This window comes from Halomonas sp. E19, from assembly GCF_052439355.1.
GTDB lineage: Bacteria > Pseudomonadota > Gammaproteobacteria > Pseudomonadales > Halomonadaceae > Halomonas.
The window spans coordinates 2,393,948-2,410,121 of the sequence record NZ_JBNFWU010000001.1; the positions used below are offsets into that span (position 1 = coordinate 2,393,948).

Sequence of the window (16,174 nt, forward strand, 5' to 3'; positions counted from 1 at the left end):
ATGGATACCGGGACGTTTCGCGGCATCATTACCTTTTTGCTGATCGTGGCTTTCCTGGGCATTACCTGGTGGGCCTACTCCCGGCGGCGCAAGCCGGATTTCGAAGAGGCAGCCCAACTGCCCTTCGCCGAAGACGATGAGCAACTCAACCGTGACAGCAGCGCCTCGCAGCCGTACTCGCAGAGTGGTCAAGAAGGCGACGCAGATTCCCGAAAAGACAGGGGAGACAAGAACACATGAGCAACTTCTGGGATGACTCCCTTTCCGGGTTCTGGAGTGCCTGGATCATCATTCTGACGCTGGGCTCCATCGCCTTCGCCTTCTGGATCCTCTACGCCAACCGCAAGACCGACAAGGTGCCGGATGCCGATGGCAACGTGGAAACCACCGGGCACGCGGCCGACGAGATCGAGGAGTACGACAACCCTCTGCCGCGCTGGTGGTTCCAACTCTACGTGGCCACCGTGGTGTTCTCGCTGGGCTACCTGCTGCTCTATCCGGGCCTGGGCAACTTCACCGGGCTACTGGGCTGGAGCCAGGAAGGCCAGTGGGAGCGCGAGGTAGCGCGCGCCGAAGAGCGTTTCACCCCGATCTTCTCCCGCTTCCAGGAGATCCCCATCCCCGAGCTGGCGCGGGACGCCGAGGCCATGCAGGTCGCCGAGCGAATCTACCAGAACAACTGCGCGGTCTGTCACGGCGCCAACGCCCAGGGCGGCTACGGCTTCCCCAACCTGACCAACGACGACTGGCTCTACGGCGGTGAGCCCGAACAGCTCATGACCACGCTGGTGCGTGGCCGCAACGGCCTCATGCCTTCGTTCCAGACCTTGGGCGAGAACAACATCGAGAACGTGACCCAGCACGTGCTCGCGCTGTCGGGCCTCGAGCACGATGCCGAGCGGGCCGAAGTGGGCGCCGCGGTCTTCGCCTCGGTGTGTGCGGCCTGCCACGGCCCCAGCGGCACCGGCAACCAGGCGCTGGGCGCACCCAACCTGACCAACGATATCTGGCTGTATCAGGCCCTGGTCAGAGCGTGGCCGACTCCGTGCGCCAGACGCTGCGCAACGGGCGTAACGGCCACATGCCGGCTCAGGCTGCCTATATCGGTGAGGAACGCGTCCATCTGGTCGCCGCCTACGTCTACAGTCTGCGTTTCCGCGATTAATCGACGCCAGGCATGGCTGGCCTGCGACCTCCTGTCGCAGGCCAGCCGTTTAAGTCAGGGCGCTCGGTACAATGAAGCCTCTTCATTGCCCTCCTTCTGCGGGCCCCTCAACCCCGCCGCGAGTCCGACATGAGCCAGAAAATCCCAACGCAAGACGTGACCCCGGAACCGGCGGTTCAGCCAGCGACGCCTGGCACCGTCCAGCAGGAGATGTATGCCAAGCGGCAGCACATCTACGTGCGTGAAATCAAGGGACTGTTTCAGCGGGTGCGGCGTGTTGCGAACTGGGCCCTGATGCTGGCCTTCTTCGCCCTGCCCTGGCTCACCTGGGGCGATCGGCCGATGATCTGGTTCGACCTGCCGGGGCGTGAGTTTCATATCTTTGCCGCCACCTTCTATCCCCAGGAGTTCATTCTGCTCTCCTGGCTGCTGATCATCTGCGCCTTCGGACTGTTCTTCATCACCGTCTTTGCCGGCCGCGTCTGGTGCGGCTATACGTGTCCGCAAAGCGTCTGGACCTATCTCTATATCTGGGTGGAGCACCGCCTGGAAGGCTCGCGCAATCGCCGTATCAAGCTCGACCGCGAGCCGATGAGCTTCGATAAGGCCTGGCGCAAGAGCGCCAAGCATGCCGTGTGGCTGGCCATCGCCCTGGCCACCGGGGTAACTTTCGTCGGTTATTTTACGCCGATCCGCGAACTCGTGATCGAACTCCCTACCCTGCGGGCCCACGGCTGGTCCTATTTCTGGGTCGGGTTCTTCGTTGTCTTCACCTATCTCAACGCCGGCTGGCTACGCGAGCAGGTGTGCATTTACATGTGCCCCTATGCCCGCTTCCAGTCGGTGATGTTCGACGCCGACACCTTGATCGTCTCCTACGACGCGGCCCGCGGTGAGCCCCGCGGCTCACGAAAAAAGCCTGACCCACGAGCAGGCGCGCGCCGCCGGGCACGGCGACTGCATCGACTGCGACCTCTGCGTGCAGGTCTGCCCCACCGGCATCGATATTCGCAAGGGGCTGCAGTACGAGTGCATCACCTGCGCGGCCTGCATCGACGCCTGCGACAGCGTGATGGACCGCATGAACTACCCGCGCGGGCTGATTCGCTATACCACCGAGAACGCCCTGGAAGGAAAGCGGTCCCATATCCTGCGGCCGCGCCTGCTTGGCTATTTCGCCGCTCTGGTGGTGATGGTGGGCCTGTTCGTGTGGGCGCTGGGCGACCGCATGCCGCTTGGCTTCGAAGTGGAGCGCGAGCGTGGCCAGCTCTACCACATGACCCGCGACGGCCGTATCAGCAATGTCTACACCCTCACCGTGCGCAACCTCGACGACAGCGACCACGTATACGACCTGAGCGCCAGCGGCCTGCCGGGGCTGGCACTCGACACCGCAACGCTCAGCGTGCCCGCCGGGAGCTCGCGCCTGTTCGCCGTACAGGTCACGGCAGACCCTGCGGTGCTGGAACTCCCCAGCCATCCGATTCAGCTGCACCTGGCGTCGCAGCAAAACACGCAGATCCGCATCGATCGCGACACTCGCTTCATCGGCGACACCCGGAGATGACCCCATGACGACGACTCCCTCCCCTGGTACAAGCAGTTCTGGCCCTGGTTCCTGCTCAGCCTGCTGATGCTGTCGATCAGCGTCAGCTCCACCTTCGCCGTGCTCGCCGTACGCTCAGCGGACGGCATGGTGCAGGAGGATTACTACGAACACGGCCGCGCCATCAACATGGTGCTGGCCAAGCAGCAGCGCGCCCATGAGCTCAATCTTGCGGCCGACCTGCGCGTCGACCCGCTGACCAGTGACATCATCGTCCAGCTCGACGGCGACGACCGCCCCGAGCGGCTCTACCTGCGTCTGATCTTCCCCACCCAGGACAACCGCGACCAAGACCTGGTGCTCGAGCATGTACGCGACGGCCGCTATCTTGGCCAGGCGCCCGACAACCTGCGCTACCGCTGGTACCTGCAGCTGCATCCGAGCGAGCAGCAGCCCGAGTGGCGCCTGGTCGGCGAAGCCAGCTTTCCCAGCGAAACGAGCTTTGATCTGACGCCGGGCGTACCGGCACGCACGTGAGCCGAGCCACGCCTTGAGCCAGCCCACCATGACTCAGTCAGTCGACCCGATGGAGCCGGCCGACACCGGCTGCTATCACTGCGGCAGCAGCGTACCGCCAGGGGCGCCCTGGACCATCGTTCTGGACGACAGGACGCACCCGCTGTGCTGCCCCGGCTGCGAGGCGGTGGCCCACGCCATCGTCGACGGCGGTCTTGGCAGCTATTATCGCTTTCGCACCGAGCTGCCCGAGCGCCCCGACGAGCGCCAGGCGGTCAAGGCCGAGACTTGGGCAGTGTTCGACGACCCGGGGTTGCAGCGCCAGTTCGTGCATACGGAAGGGGACGATGGGGAGCTGTACGCCACCTTGGCGGTGGACGGCATCACCTGCGCCGCCTGCGCCTGGCTGATCGAGCATCGGCTCAATGCCCTCGAGGGGGTGACGTCCAGTGCCGTCAACCTGAGCCACCATCGCGTCCGCGTAGCCTGGGACCCGGCCCGGCTCAAGCTGTCGCGTATCCTCGCCGAGATGGCCGCCATCGGCTACAGCGCCCAGCCTTACGAGCCGGACGCCGCCCAGCAGCGGCTGCAGTTCGAGGAGCGCATGAACATTCGTCGCTTGATCGTGGCGGCGGTGGGCATGGCCCAGGTCATGATGTTCTCGATCCCCATTTACATGTCCGGCCCCGGCGAGATCAGCGAGGACTTCTACGCCCTGTTCCATTGGCTGTCGTTCGCCCTGGCCACGCCGGTGGTGTTCTTCTCGGCCATGCCGTTCTTCCGCAATGCGGTACGCGACCTGCGCACCCGCGTGCTGGGCATGGACGTACCGGTCTCCATCGCCATCGGTGGCGCCTATCTCGCCAGCGGCTACGCGGTGCTTGCCGACACCGGTGAGGTCTACTTCGACTCGGTGGCCATGTTCACCTTCTTCCTGCTGTTCGGCCGCTATGTAGAAGCCCGCGCGCGGCGCCGCAGCGGCCACAGCGGCAACGCCATGGCCGGCGCCCTGCCGCTTTCCGCCATGCGCCTGGAGCCTGAAGGTCAAGAGCGCATTCTGCCGGCCAGCGAGCTCGTCGCCGGCGATCGCGTGCTGATCAAGCCTGGCCATGGGGTGCCCGCCGACGGGGTCATCGAGGAGGGAGAATCGAGCCTCGATGAGTCAATGCTCACCGGCGAATATCTGCCGGTGACCCGCCGCGTCGGCGACAGCATCACCGGCGGCAGCCAGAACATCGAAAGCCCGCTGGTGGTGCGCGTCACCCATGCCGGCAAGGACGCTAGGGTGGCGAGCATCGTCGACCTGACCGACCGCGCCTTCGCCAGCCGCCCGCGCCTGGCCCAACTGGCCGCACGCATGTCGCACCTGTTCGTGCTGCGGCTGCTGCTGGTGACCGTCTGTGTCACCACCGCCTGGTGGTTCATCGACCCCAGCCGCATGCTGTGGGTGATGCTCTCGGTGCTGGTGGTGACCTGCCCCTGCGCCCTGGCGCTGGCCACCCCCACCGCCTTAACCGCCGGCCACGGTCAGCTGCGCCGCCGGGGCATCCTGATCACCCGCGCCGACGCCATCGAGTCGCTGTCACAGGTGGACCGGGTGATCTTCGACAAGACCGGCACCCTGACCTGCGGTGAAATGCAGCTCATCGACACCCGCCCCTTCGAAGGCATTACCGGCGAGCGGGCACGCACCCTCGCCGCCGCCCTGGAAGCGCACTCGGAGCACCCCATTGCCCGCGCCTTCCGCCCATGGCGTCAGGCCACGGTGGATGCCAGCGACAGAGCCAGCCGCACCGGCCAAGGGGTCGAAGGGGTGATAGATGGCAAGCGTTGGCGCTTGGGACGCGCCGACTTCGTTGCGCCGGATCTCACCCTTGCGCCGCCCGGGGAAGGCCAGTGGCTACTGCTCGGCGAAGAGGGGAGCCCGCGCCTGGTTCGCCCTGCGCGACCGACTGCGCGAAGACGCAGTAGATACCATTGTCGAGCTAAAAAACCGCGGCATTCAGGTCGAGCTGCTCTCCGGGGATACCGCCGAGGCCGTGCGCGGCATGGCCGAGCAGCTGGGCATCGACACCTGGCAGGCCGGCGCCAGCCCCGAGGACAAGCTGGCGCGCATTCGCGAGTGCCAGGCGGCCGGCGAGAAAGTGGCCATGATCGGCGACGGCATCAACGACGTCCCGGTGCTGGCCGGCGCCGATGTCTCGATCGCCATGAATGGCGCCACCGACCTCGCCCGGACCAGCGCCGACGCCGTGTTGCTGAGTCCGCGCCTGTTGCGTATCGTCGAGGCGATCGAGATCGCCCGCGCCACCCGGCGCATCATGCGCCAGAACATGATCTGGTCAGTGTGCTATAACTTCTCGGCGCTGCCCCTGGCCGCCATCGGCATCGTGCCGCCCTGGGTCGCTGCGCTGGGGATGTCGGGCAGCTCGCTGGTGGTAGTGGGCAATGCCCTGCGGCTCAACCGTTTCCGGCTGCGCCCGGCGCCGGTGCCGACACCCGACGCACGATTGGTGAATGCATGACCATTCTGTACCTGCTTATTCCGCTCTCGCTGATTCTGCTCGGCCTGGCCGTATGGGCCTTCTTCTGGGCGGTGAAGAACGATCAGTTCGAGGACCTGGAAGGCCCTGCCCACCGCATCCTGTTCGACGAGGACGAGAACGACCTGACCGCGGAGGAGCGCGAGAAGCGTCGCAAGCCGGCCGAGAAGCACGACGGGCCGGCGAAGCACTGATGGACCCGACGGGGCTCGGCCTGCCGCCGCTGCTGGCGGCCTTCGTCTTCGGCCTGCTCGGCGGGGCCCACTGCATCGGCATGTGCGGCGGCATCATGAGCGCGCTGACTTTCGCCGTGCCGCCCAGCATGCGCAGCCCTGCCCGTCTGAGCGGGCTGCTGCTCGGCTATAACCTGGGGCGAATCCTGAGCTACATGGCGGCCGGTGCGCTGGTCGCCGCGCTCGGCACCGTGATCGCCCTGGCGCCCGCCACCCGCCTGGCGATGCAGGTCTTCGCTGCAATCATGCTGATCCTGATGGCACTTTACATCGCCGACTGGTGGAAGGGGCTGCTCAGGGTCGAAGCGATGGGCAAGCGGCTGTGGCGTCACCTCGAGCCCTTCAGCCGGCGCCTGATGCCCGTGGTCAAGGTACCCCAGGCCTTGGCGCTGGGCGCAATATGGGGCTGGCTGCCGTGCGGGCTGGTCTACTCCATGTTGGCCTGGAGCCTCGCCACGGCCCAGCCGTTGCAAGGCGCGCTGCTGATGGGCGCCTTTGGCCTGGGCACCCTGCCTGCGCTGCTGGCCACCGGCCTGGCCGCGCGCCAGCTGGGGGCACTCATACGCCACCGCGCCACGCGCACCCTGGCGGCATTGCTCATCATCCTATTCGCCGTCTGGCAACTGTTCGCCGCACTGCCGCACGGCCATTGACGCGACTTTAACGGCACATTTCACTTCGCTTGACTCAGCTCAATCCGCCTAAAGCCGCCTGCCGCTAGCATGTGAACACCCAACGCACTGCGGAGTGCCCACATGTCAGTCCCTGCGATGTCCGAGCATCGAGCGATGTCCGATCCCTTCGTCTGGGACGAGGCGCTGCTGCGCCGCTACGACACCAGCGGCCCGAGGTATGCCTCGTATCCGACCGTGCTCTCCTTCGAGGAACGCTTCACCGAAGCGGACTATGTTTCGGCGCTGGCACGCAGCAATGCCGGCGGCAAACCGCTTTCGCTCTACGTGCATATCCCGTTCTGCCGCAGGACTTGCTCCTACTGCGCCTGCCACAAGATCGTCAGCAAGGCGACGCGGGTGGTCGAGCCCTACATCTCGCGGCTGGACCGGGAAATGGTCCTGGCCAGGTCGCACCTCGACACCCGTCGCGAGGTAGCCCAGCTGCACTGGGGAGGCGGTACGCCTACCTATTTCAGCCTCGACCAGATGAGCGACCTCATCGACCGCCTCGATGCCCGGTTCGGCCTTTCCAGCGACCGTAGCCGTGACTATGCCATCGAGATTGACCCGCGCGAGGCCGACGTCTTCACCCTTCGCCATATTCAGGCACTGGGCTTCAATCGGCTCAGCCTCGGGGTTCAGGATCTTGACCCCCGCGTTCAGCGCGCCGTCAATCGCGTGCAGCCGCGCATCCTGACCGAGGCACTGCTCGACGAGGCCGACCGCCTCGGCTTTCGCTCATTGAACCTAGATTTGATCTACGGCCTGCCCTTCCAGACCCGTGATAGCTTCGCCGCCACCCTGGAGCAAGTGATCGCCATGGCCCCGGCCAGGCTATCAATCTTCAACTATGCCCACATGCCGGATCGCTTCGCGCCTCAGCGGCGCATCCGCGAGGAAGACCTACCCGGCGCGGAAGAAAAGCTGGCCATCCTGCGCACCACCATCACTATGCTGACCGAGGCGGGCTACGTTCACATCGGCATGGACCACTTCGCCAGACCCAGCGACAGCCTGGCCATCGCCCAGCGCCAGGGCACCCTGCAGCGCAACTTCCAGGGCTATTCGAGCCATGCCCAGTGCGACCTGGTGGGGCTGGGCATGTCGGCGATCTCCTGCATCGACGACGTCTACGCCCAGAACGCCACCAACATGGACGACTACGAGACGGCGCTGGACGCCAGCCATCTGCCCATAGCCCGCGGCATTCGCCTGAGCTTCGACGACCGCGTCAGGCGCTATGCCATCGAACGGCTGATGTGCGACATGCAGCTGGATCTCGGCCTACTGGGTGAACGCTTCGGCATCGATGCCTTGCGCTATTTCGCCGAGGCCCTGGCCCGGCTTCAGATTGCCCAGCAGGATGGGCTGGTCGAGTTCGACGGTCGGCGCCTCGTTGCCACCCCTATGGGACGCCTGCTGGTACGGCACCTGGCCATGGCTTTCGACGGTCGGCTAGCGCCGCACGCCGCCGCTCGCTACTCACGAATCCTGTAGTCTCCGGCGCCTCGCGACACCCTGTCAGGAAAATGGTGCACTAATCGACAAGGGGGCATTTTCCCCGAAGGCAGAATGTTCCATAATGCCTCCATGATCCCCATCAAGGAGGCGGCCATGGCTGTCGATGCGGCCAATGCGGTCGGCAAGCGGCGTTCGCTACTGCATGAGACCCGGTGCCAGAACTGCAGCCTGAGTTCTCTCTGTCTTCCGCTCGCCCTCGAGCTGGAAGACATGGAGCAATTTGACGCCATCATTCGGCGGCGCGCCCCGCTGAAAAAGGCGAGTCGCTGTTTCGGCAGGGCAATGCCTTCAACAGCGTCTTTGCGGTGCGCTCCGGCAGCCTCAAGCAGATCACCACCGAAGGCTCGGGTGACGACCAGGTCACCAATTTCTACCTGCCCAGCGAACTGGTCGGCCTCGACGGTATCGATGAAGAGGTCTACCCCGGCAGCGTGATCGCGCTGGAGACCACCACGGTCTGCGAGATCCCTTCGACCGTCTCGACTCGCTCTCCGAGCAGCTGCCAGAGCTGCGCGGCCAGCTCTATCGCAGCATGAGCAAGGAGCTGCGCGACGACCGCCGCATGATGCGACTGCTGTCACGCAAGACCGCCGACCAGCGCCTGGCGAGCTTCTTCTCCAGCCTGTCGGACCGTTTCCGGAGGCGTGGCTACTCGCCGTACAGCTTCCGGCTCTCCATGTCGCGTGCCGATATCGGCAACTATCTGGGGCTTGCCGTGGAAACGGTCAGCCGCATTCTCGGGCGCTTCCAGCAGCAGGGCCTGGTGGAGGTCTCCGGTCGCGAGGTCAATATCCTCAACCTCGAGGCGTTGATTGCCCAGGCCCAGGACGACCACTGAACACCGCGCTCGCGCACTCCTGAACAAGACGACGTAAAGCAACAACCCCTGCGAGGCAAGCTTCGCAGGGGTTGTTCATGCTGTGGCTTGCGGCAAGCGCCGCCTGGCCAACTCAGGCGTGGCGGCCCAGCTCCAGGGCGTCGATGCGGTTGGCGCGCCGCCGTGAGCGCTCCTCTTCCAGGCCGGCGAAGTCGAACAGATCGCGGTCGGCCAGCTGTGAGGGTGCCACATTGGTCACCGCCTTGAACATGGTCTCGAGCCGCCCCGGATGCTTGGCCTCCCACTCGGCCAGCATCTCCTTGACGATTTGGCGCTGCAAGTTGGGCTGCGAGCCGCACAGGTTGCAGGGGATGATCGGAAAATCCATCAGCCTCGCAAACTCGGCGATATCAGCCTCGCGGCAGTAGGCCAGCGGGCGAATCAGGATGTTCTTACCATCATCGGAAAGCAGCTTGGGCGGCATGGCCTTGAGACTGCCACCGTAGAACATGTTCAGGAACAGTGTCTCCAGTATGTCTTCCCGATGATGGCCGAGCGCCACCTTGGTGGCACCGATCTCTTCGGCAAAGCCGTACAGCGAGCCGCGGCGAAGCCGGGAGCAGAGCGCGCAAGTGGTCTTGCCCTCCGGGGTCTTCTCCTTCACCACCGAATAGGTGTCGCGCTCCAGAATGTAGTATTCGATGCCGATCGAATCGAGATAGGCCGGCAGCACGTGCTCGGGAAAGCCGGGCTGCTTCTGGTCCAGGTTGACCGCCACCAGCGAGAAATTCACCGGCGCATTGCGCTGCAGGTTGCGCAGGATTTCCAGCAGCGTGTAGCTGTCCTTGCCGCCGGACAGGCACACCATCACGCGATCACCCTCATGGATCATGCCGTAATCGATGATCGCGTGTCCGACCTGGCGCCGCAGGCGCTTCTGCAGCTTGTTGAACTCGCGCTTCTGCTTGGCATCGAGCTCGGCAAGCGGGTCGTTCCTCACGCTGCCTGGCGATTCGGGAACAACGGCGTCGCTACGCACATCGAGGTGACGCGGATCGAAGGTCATCGGGTTGAGCATGGTCGGCGCTGCCATGAAAACGGGGTGGGTAATGGGCGCACATCCTACCATTACCCGAGTCGCCAGGCGATGCCGCGCCGGCCGTCACGCCTGCTGGCACAGCGGCAGCGCACCCTGCTCGAGGCGAAGGTAGATCAGCGCCGTGGTAACGGCGTCACCCAGGGCAGTATGGCGACCCATCACCGGCACGCCGAGGCTTTCCGCCGCCGCCTCGAAGCGAACCCCGTAGCCTCGGGTTCCATGACGCTGCGCCGCTGCTGGCGCAAATAGTGCTGGGCAACATCGATTCCGCTGTTGGGCAGGTCGAAGCCGAAGCGCGGCCTCAGCTGGCGGTTGAGAATCGCCAGATCGAACTCCAGCCGCCAGCCCAGCAGGGGGCGATTGCCGATGAAATCGAGCAGCTTGTCCAGAGCCTGATCCAGGTTCTCGCCATCGACCAGGTCGACGCCTCGCAGCCCGTGGATGCGGATGGAGTCGCCGGTCAGCGTGGCCGGGCGCTGCAGATGCAGAACCAGGGACTCGCTGGTCAGCACCCGGTCGCCCCGCACCTTGACGGCAGCGATGGAAACAGGCTCTGCCTTACGCGGGTCGGTACCTGTCGTTTCGCAGTCGATGGCCACCAGCTCGTCGCCGGTATAGGGGTGGAACAGCCAGGCATATTCGCCATTGGCGTGTCGGCGCCGATCGTTGACCCGGCGCAGTGCGCGTAACATTCAGGACCTCCTGTTGTTGTCCTAAGCCTGGCCTCCGACCCTGCGGATCAGGAATACTCCAGGTGGTAGCGTTGTGAGAGGTGCTGCTTGAATTCCTTGACGATATGCAGGGCTTCGCGCAACAGGTCGCGTTCCAGCGACGACAGCTGCTGCACCACGACACGGTCGGGGCTCTTGCCTTCCGCCTTGCCGTCGAGGCGTGCCAGCTGCTGCTTGAGCCTGAGCTCGGTGAACAGTGACAGCGCCTCGGCGAGATCCTCGGCCATGCGCTCCTCCAGGCGGCCGTCGGCCGCCAGCGCCTCGAGCCGTTCCAGCGTCGAGGTGGGCTTGATGCGCCGCTCGAGCGCCATGGTCCTCACCCCGTGCACGATGGGGAAGATCCCGCCCTTCTTAATGTCGATACCGTGCTGCGGTTTTTTCAGCGAGCCGAACAGCGTCAGCGGTGTGGAAAAACGCAGCGCCGCACGGGCAAAATAGGAGAGCAGTATCTCGTCGCGGGAACAGTGCTCGAACATCGCTTCGCGCACCCTGTCCAGCAGCGCGGGGTTACCCGCCACTGCATGGGAGTCGAGCAGAATGGCCAGCTTCATCAGGCTGTCGCCGTCACGGGCCCGCGCCCAGCGCGCAATTCGCTCGCGCCATTTCGCCACGCTGCCGACCCACTCCGGGTTGCATACCATGATGTTGCCGGGGCACGGCGGATAGCCCAGCTCGATCAGGGTCTCCGTGAGCCGCTGCATCTGCGCCTGCACATCGGGCCATTCGAGGCCGTCGGCCAGGATCAGCCCATTGTCCTGGTCGGTCTTGAGGATCTGCTCGCCGCGCCCTTCACTACCCATCACCATCAGGCAGCTGTCGCGGTGGTAGCGCTCGTCGATGAGAAAGCCCCACGCCTTCGACATGATTCGGCCGTTCAGCGCTGCCAACAGCCCCATGGCAAAGCGCAGCTTGACGCCCTGGGCCATCAGCGCCTTGACCAGCTCCGGCGTACGGCGGCTGGCGCGGAACAGCGCGTCCAGGCTCTCGGCCTGTTCGACCTGCAGGCTGACCACATAGCTGCGACTGGAGAAGTAGCTCAGCACATCGGTCAGCTCGACAACCCCGATGGGCGTTGCTGCGTCCATGACCACCACTCGCTCGACCTTGAAGCGCGTCATGGTCACCAGCACTTCGAACAGGTACTGGTCCGGACCCACCGTCACCAGTTCGAAATGCGCGACATCCCGAATCAGGCTATCGAGCGCCTTCCCCTCGAGCACCAGCGCATTGAGCAGGTCGGTCTTGGTGACCATCCCGGCGCCCTGGGTATCCTTGACGAGCAGGCTGTCGGCATGGCTGTCGTGCAAGGTGGCCACCGCCTCGGCAATGGTCGCCTGAGGCCCCACGCATAACGGGGCGCGCATGCATTCGCTGACTTTCGCCAACATGAACCCCGCCATGGTCACCCCGCCCTCCGCGCGCTGCTCGGTCAGCAGGCGCGCCTTATGGGCCAGGGTCTGGCGGAAGAACTCAGCAAAGGGAGGAAAATCTTCGCACAGCTGCAGGAACAGCGCCTTGGGCAGCAGGTAGCAGAGGCTCTCCTGCTCGGCGCGGAAGCGGTAGCGGCTCTTGCCGTTCAGGATGCTGATGGCACCGAACAGATCGCCCGCCGTGTAGTGGCCGATCCGTTCGCGGGCGCCCGGCAGGGTGGTGTCGAGTTCGGCGACCTCACCCTTGTGGATCAGGAAGACGTACTCTCCCGGCTGCCCGGTTTCGAGGATGATCTCGTCACGATCGAAGTAAGCCAGGTCGATGCCACCACGAACGCGCTCACGCCCGGCTTCATCCAGAAAGGAGAACGGCGGCTGAGAGAGATCCACATCGACCATGTGCTGCTGCCCTCGTAGTTCGGCCTCGGCCGGATTCAATCCTGTTCATGGGCACCCTGAAGTCGCCGACGCGTGACGCTGCCGAAGCAGGCCGGCTTCCGTCGCTATCGCACATGCTGACCGGATACCGAGACCGGCTTGATGCGGCAAGCCGTGAGCCCCGGCCGTGACGAAAATGCTGCATCCGCACACTGCACGCGCTTCATCAAGGGCAGAATAACAACTTCATCTTTTGCGATATAAGCTAGACCATCGTCCTAGCGCACCCGGTGAACGTTACATTGACATCAACAACACTAGACGATGGTATAACCCTCCACCTTATAGACAAAAGTCAAAGAGAATACGGCGCTAGACAATCGTCCAACCCCGGCGGGGATCTTGCGGCGATCTTACTCTAATTACAATATTAAGTTATTGATTTAAAACGTGAAAAATAAAAACCAGTCGATTACATTTTGCTCATGATACCAAAGTCTGGGATTTATTTTTGAGGGTTATTGACCAGTATTGCTTCTGAGTCACACAGGGCATACGCACATCAAAATAGCGCTTCGCCACCAGGATAAAAGGCGACGCTGTCAGCGACACGAGACCAAGGAAGCATGACAAGAAAAGGCGCTAGCGAGCGCTGACAAAAAAGCGACCTGTCCTTTGACTTTGTAGGTGACCCTGATGAGGCATGGTAACGCTCCGAGCAATTCCCCAACCTCAAAAACAAGTGGAGAGCAACACTATGGCAGATGATAAATCCAATGCTGCTGCGTACTGGTCGGCGAACCTTCGCCTGATCACAGGCTGTTTGATCGTTTGGGCCCTGGTTTCCTATGGCTTCGCCATTCTCCTGCGCCCCCTGCTGTCAGGCATCCCCATCGGGGAACGGATCTCGGCTTCTGGTTCGCCCAGCAGGGTTCCATTCTGACCTTTATCGGCCTGATCTTCTTCTACTCATGGAAGATGAACAGGCTGGACCAGAAGTACGGCCTCGGGGAGTAAGCCAGTATGAGTCAGTTTGCCATCAACCTGCTATTCGTAGGCGGCTCCTTCGCCATCTACATCGGCATCGCCATCTGGGCGCGTGCCGGCTCCACTAAAGACTTCTACGTCGCCGGTGGCGGCGTGCACCCCGTGACCAACGGCATGGCAACGGCGGCCGACTGGATGTCCGCGGCCTCGTTCATCTCCATGGCCGGCCTGCTGGCCTCTGGCGGCTACGCCAACTCCTCGTTCCTGATGGGCTGGACCGGTGGCTACGTCATCCTGGCCATGCTGCTTGCGCCCTATCTGCGCAAGTTCGGCAAGTTCACCGTGCCCGACTTCATCGGTGACCGCTTCTACAGCACCACGGCGCGTACCGTGGCGGTGGTGTGTCTGATCATCGCTTCCGTCACCTACGTTATCGGTCAGATGACCGGTGCCGGCGTGGCGTTCTCACGCTTCCTCGAGGTGAGCAACAACACGGGCATCTGGATCGCGGCGATCATCGTTTTCTTCTATGCCGTTTTCGGCGGCATGAAGGGCATCACCTACACCCAGGTGGCGCAGTACATCGTTCTGATCATCGCCTACACCATCCCGGCGGTGTTCATTGCCCTGCAGCTGACCGGCAACCCGATCCCGATGTTCGGCATGTTCAGCACGCACAACGAGTCCGGCATGCCGCTGCTGGCCAAGCTGAGTGAAGTGCTGGTCGAACTGGGCTTCCGCGACTACGCCGCAGACGTGGACAACAAGCTGAACATGACGCTGTTCACCCTATCGTTGATGGTGGGTACCGCGGGTCTGCCCCACGTCATCATTCGCTTCTTCACGGTACCGAAGGTGGCCGATGCACGCTGGTCTGCCGGCTGGGCGCTGGTGTTCATCGCCCTGCTCTACCTGACCGCACCGGCAGTGGCCTCCATGGCACGCCTGAACCTGCTGACCACCGTCTATCCCGAGGCGGCCGGCCAGGTTGCCAGCTACGAAGACGCCATGGCCGAGCCGATCCTCTATGAAGAGCGTCCGGACTGGTTCCGTACCTGGGAAGACACCGGTCTGATCACCTTCACGGATCACAACAACGACGGCCGCATCCAGCTCTACAACGATGCCAACCCGGCGTTCGCGGGAACCGCAGAAGAGCGCGGCTGGGCCGGCAACGAGCTGGTGGTCAACAACGACATTCTGGTACTGGCCAACCCGGAAATCGCCAACCTTCCGCCGTGGGTCGTGGGCCTGATCGCCGCTGGTGGTATTGCCGCCGCACTCTCCACCGCAGCGGGCCTGCTGCTGGCGATCTCTTCCGCCATCAGTCATGACCTGATCAAGAAGACCATCAATCCCAACATTTCCGAGAAAGGGAAATGCTTGCCGCGCGGATCGCCATGGCTGGTGCCATCCTGCTGGCAACCTACCTGGGCTTGAACCCGCCTGGCTTTGCCGCGCAGGTGGTTGCCTTGGCCTTCGGTATCGCCGGTGCGTCACTCTTCCCGGCCATCATGATGGGTATCTTCTCCAAGCGGGTGAACAGCACGGGCGCCATCGTCGGCATGCTGGCCGGCCTGCTCTCGACGCTGCTCTACATCTTCACCTACCTGGGCTGGTTCTTCATTCCGGGCACCAACATGCTGCCCAACACGGAGCCGAACTGGGTCATGGGCATCTCGCCGCTCTCCTTCGGAGCCGTCGGTGCGCTCATCAACTTCGGCGTCGCCTACGCTATCTCCAGCGTCACCGCGGAGCCGCCGCAGGAGATCCAGGACCTGGTGGAAAGCGTGCGCTATCCGAAGGCGCTGGCGCAGCCATCGACCACTAAGCCATAATGGCATCCCGGCTCGGCCCATGCCGGCCGGGACTCAATCTGGATCGGGCTTCCCTCGGGAAGCCCGATTTCTTTCAGGAAAAAGGCATATGATTTGGCATCTGATTGCAGCCGCCTTCGCTGGCCTGGGGGCCGCAGGCATTGGCTTACTGTTGCGCTTTGCCAGCGGCAAGCGCCTGCCGCGGTGGATCATTCCGGTGTTTGCCGGCCTCGGCATGCTGGGCTATCAGATTCACTATGAATACACCTGGATCGACCACAAGCAGAGCCAGCTCCCTGCCACCTCCCAGGTGGTCGAGACCGAACAGGGCCAGGCGTACTGGCGCCCCTGGACCTTCTTCTTCCCCATGACCATTGCCTTCACCGTGGTGGATACCGCCAGCATGGCGGTCTACCAGAGCGACGAGCACCAACTGGTCGAATTCATCCTCTATCGCTTCGAGAAGGATTACGTCGACAGGCTCTCGCACCAGGCGTACCTGATGAACTGCACTTCCGCCGAAATGGCCCCCTGGCCGGTGAACCTCGCCAACCGCGCGTTTCACAGCTGCGCGCCATCGACAGGCAGTCTCGACTCTATCAGGCAGTCTGCCACGCCTGACCCTGGCGGGCCGGCATTCACCATGCCGGCCATGCACCCAGCGCGGCTGTTCCTGACACCGTAATCCCATAGAATGAAACGCGACACCCAGGGGCT

General features: G+C 63.7%; 8 protein-coding genes and 7 pseudogenes. 12 read left to right on the forward strand and 3 right to left on the reverse strand.

The window, feature by feature from the left end:
* The 9 genes and pseudogenes from ACUDAL_RS12590 (at position 1) to fnr (ending at position 9,036) form a co-directional block, all read left to right on the forward strand.
* Entirely contained in the window at positions 1 to 240 is a 240-nt protein-coding gene (locus tag ACUDAL_RS12590; protein ID WP_444678360.1) for a cbb3-type cytochrome oxidase subunit 3, read from the forward strand.
* A pseudogene (ccoP, locus tag ACUDAL_RS12595) lies at positions 237 to 1,165 on the forward strand (cytochrome-c oxidase, cbb3-type subunit III). Before ACUDAL_RS12590 ends, ccoP begins: the two are co-directional and overlap by 4 nt.
* Positions 1,166 to 1,294: 129 nt before the next feature.
* Positions 1,295 to 2,732, forward strand: a pseudogene (ccoG, locus tag ACUDAL_RS12600) (cytochrome c oxidase accessory protein CcoG).
* Between the two features lie 21 nt (positions 2,733 to 2,753).
* Positions 2,754 to 3,248 (forward strand): annotated as a pseudogene (locus tag ACUDAL_RS12605) (FixH family protein); the annotation flags it as partial.
* Positions 3,249 to 3,276: 28 nt separating this feature from the next.
* Positions 3,277 to 5,752 (forward strand): annotated as a pseudogene (locus ACUDAL_RS12610) (heavy metal translocating P-type ATPase).
* A complete protein-coding gene (ccoS, locus tag ACUDAL_RS12615; protein WP_444678361.1) occupies positions 5,749 to 5,964 on the forward strand; it encodes a cbb3-type cytochrome oxidase assembly protein CcoS in 216 nt (71 codons plus the stop codon). Before ACUDAL_RS12610 ends, ccoS begins: the two are co-directional and overlap by 4 nt.
* A complete protein-coding gene (locus tag ACUDAL_RS12620) occupies positions 5,964 to 6,656 on the forward strand; it encodes a sulfite exporter TauE/SafE family protein (RefSeq protein ID WP_444678362.1) in 693 nt (230 codons plus the stop codon). Before ccoS ends, ACUDAL_RS12620 begins: the two co-directional genes overlap by 1 nt.
* Before the next feature lie 102 nt (positions 6,657 to 6,758).
* Positions 6,759 to 8,174 (forward strand): oxygen-independent coproporphyrinogen III oxidase, encoded by a 1,416-nt coding sequence (gene hemN / locus ACUDAL_RS12625; protein ID WP_444678363.1) that lies wholly within the window; start codon positions 6,759 to 6,761, stop codon positions 8,172 to 8,174.
* A 117-nt stretch (positions 8,175 to 8,291) separates the two neighbouring features.
* Positions 8,292 to 9,036: pseudogene (gene fnr / locus ACUDAL_RS12630) on the forward strand (fumarate/nitrate reduction transcriptional regulator Fnr).
* Between the two features lie 112 nt (positions 9,037 to 9,148).
* Here fnr and ttcA read toward each other — a convergent pair.
* The 3 genes from ttcA to ACUDAL_RS12645 all read right to left on the reverse strand — a co-directional run bounded on the left by ttcA (position 9,149) and on the right by ACUDAL_RS12645 (position 12,674).
* Complete coding sequence (gene ttcA, locus ACUDAL_RS12635; protein ID WP_444678364.1) at positions 9,149 to 10,108, reverse strand: tRNA 2-thiocytidine(32) synthetase TtcA; 960 nt, start codon at positions 10,106 to 10,108, stop codon at positions 9,149 to 9,151.
* 164 nt (positions 10,109 to 10,272) lie between these two features.
* Positions 10,273 to 10,806: an exonuclease domain-containing protein gene (locus tag ACUDAL_RS12640; RefSeq protein WP_444678365.1), complete on the reverse strand. Its 534-nt coding sequence runs from the start codon at positions 10,804 to 10,806 to the stop codon at positions 10,273 to 10,275.
* Positions 10,807 to 10,853: 47 nt separating this feature from the next.
* On the reverse strand, positions 10,854 to 12,674 hold the full coding sequence (locus ACUDAL_RS12645) for a putative nucleotidyltransferase substrate binding domain-containing protein (protein ID WP_444678366.1): 1,821 nt from the start codon (positions 12,672 to 12,674) through the stop codon (positions 10,854 to 10,856).
* Positions 12,675 to 13,410: 736 nt separating this feature from the next.
* Between ACUDAL_RS12645 and ACUDAL_RS12650 the strand changes: the two are divergent.
* The 3 genes and pseudogenes from ACUDAL_RS12650 (at position 13,411) to ACUDAL_RS12660 (ending at position 16,142) form a co-directional block, all read left to right on the forward strand.
* Positions 13,411 to 13,670: pseudogene (locus ACUDAL_RS12650) on the forward strand (DUF4212 domain-containing protein).
* Between the two features lie 6 nt (positions 13,671 to 13,676).
* A pseudogene (locus ACUDAL_RS12655) lies at positions 13,677 to 15,471 on the forward strand (sodium:solute symporter family protein).
* 95 nt (positions 15,472 to 15,566) lie between these two features.
* The gene (locus ACUDAL_RS12660; protein WP_444678367.1) at positions 15,567 to 16,142 is read left to right on the forward strand and encodes a hypothetical protein; all 576 of its coding nucleotides are present in this window, start codon (positions 15,567 to 15,569) and stop codon (positions 16,140 to 16,142) included.
* Positions 16,143 to 16,174 lie beyond the last annotated feature (32 nt).

Excerpts from the sequence above, each read along its gene's own strand:
- ACUDAL_RS12590 (WP_444678360.1), top strand. The coding sequence starts at position 1 with ATGGATACCGGGACGTTTCGCGGCATCATTACCTTTTTGCTGATCGTG.
- ccoS (WP_444678361.1), top strand. The coding sequence starts at position 5,749 with ATGACCATTCTGTACCTGCTTATTCCGCTCTCGCTGATTCTGCTCGGC.
- ACUDAL_RS12620 (WP_444678362.1), top strand. The coding sequence starts at position 5,964 with ATGGACCCGACGGGGCTCGGCCTGCCGCCGCTGCTGGCGGCCTTCGTC.
- hemN (WP_444678363.1), top strand. The coding sequence starts at position 6,759 with ATGTCAGTCCCTGCGATGTCCGAGCATCGAGCGATGTCCGATCCCTTC.
- ttcA (WP_444678364.1), bottom strand. The coding sequence starts at position 10,108 with ATGGCAGCGCCGACCATGCTCAACCCGATGACCTTCGATCCGCGTCAC.
- ACUDAL_RS12640 (WP_444678365.1), bottom strand. The coding sequence starts at position 10,806 with ATGTTACGCGCACTGCGCCGGGTCAACGATCGGCGCCGACACGCCAAT.
- ACUDAL_RS12645 (WP_444678366.1), bottom strand. The coding sequence starts at position 12,674 with ATGGTCGATGTGGATCTCTCTCAGCCGCCGTTCTCCTTTCTGGATGAA.
- ACUDAL_RS12660 (WP_444678367.1), top strand. The coding sequence starts at position 15,567 with ATGATTTGGCATCTGATTGCAGCCGCCTTCGCTGGCCTGGGGGCCGCA.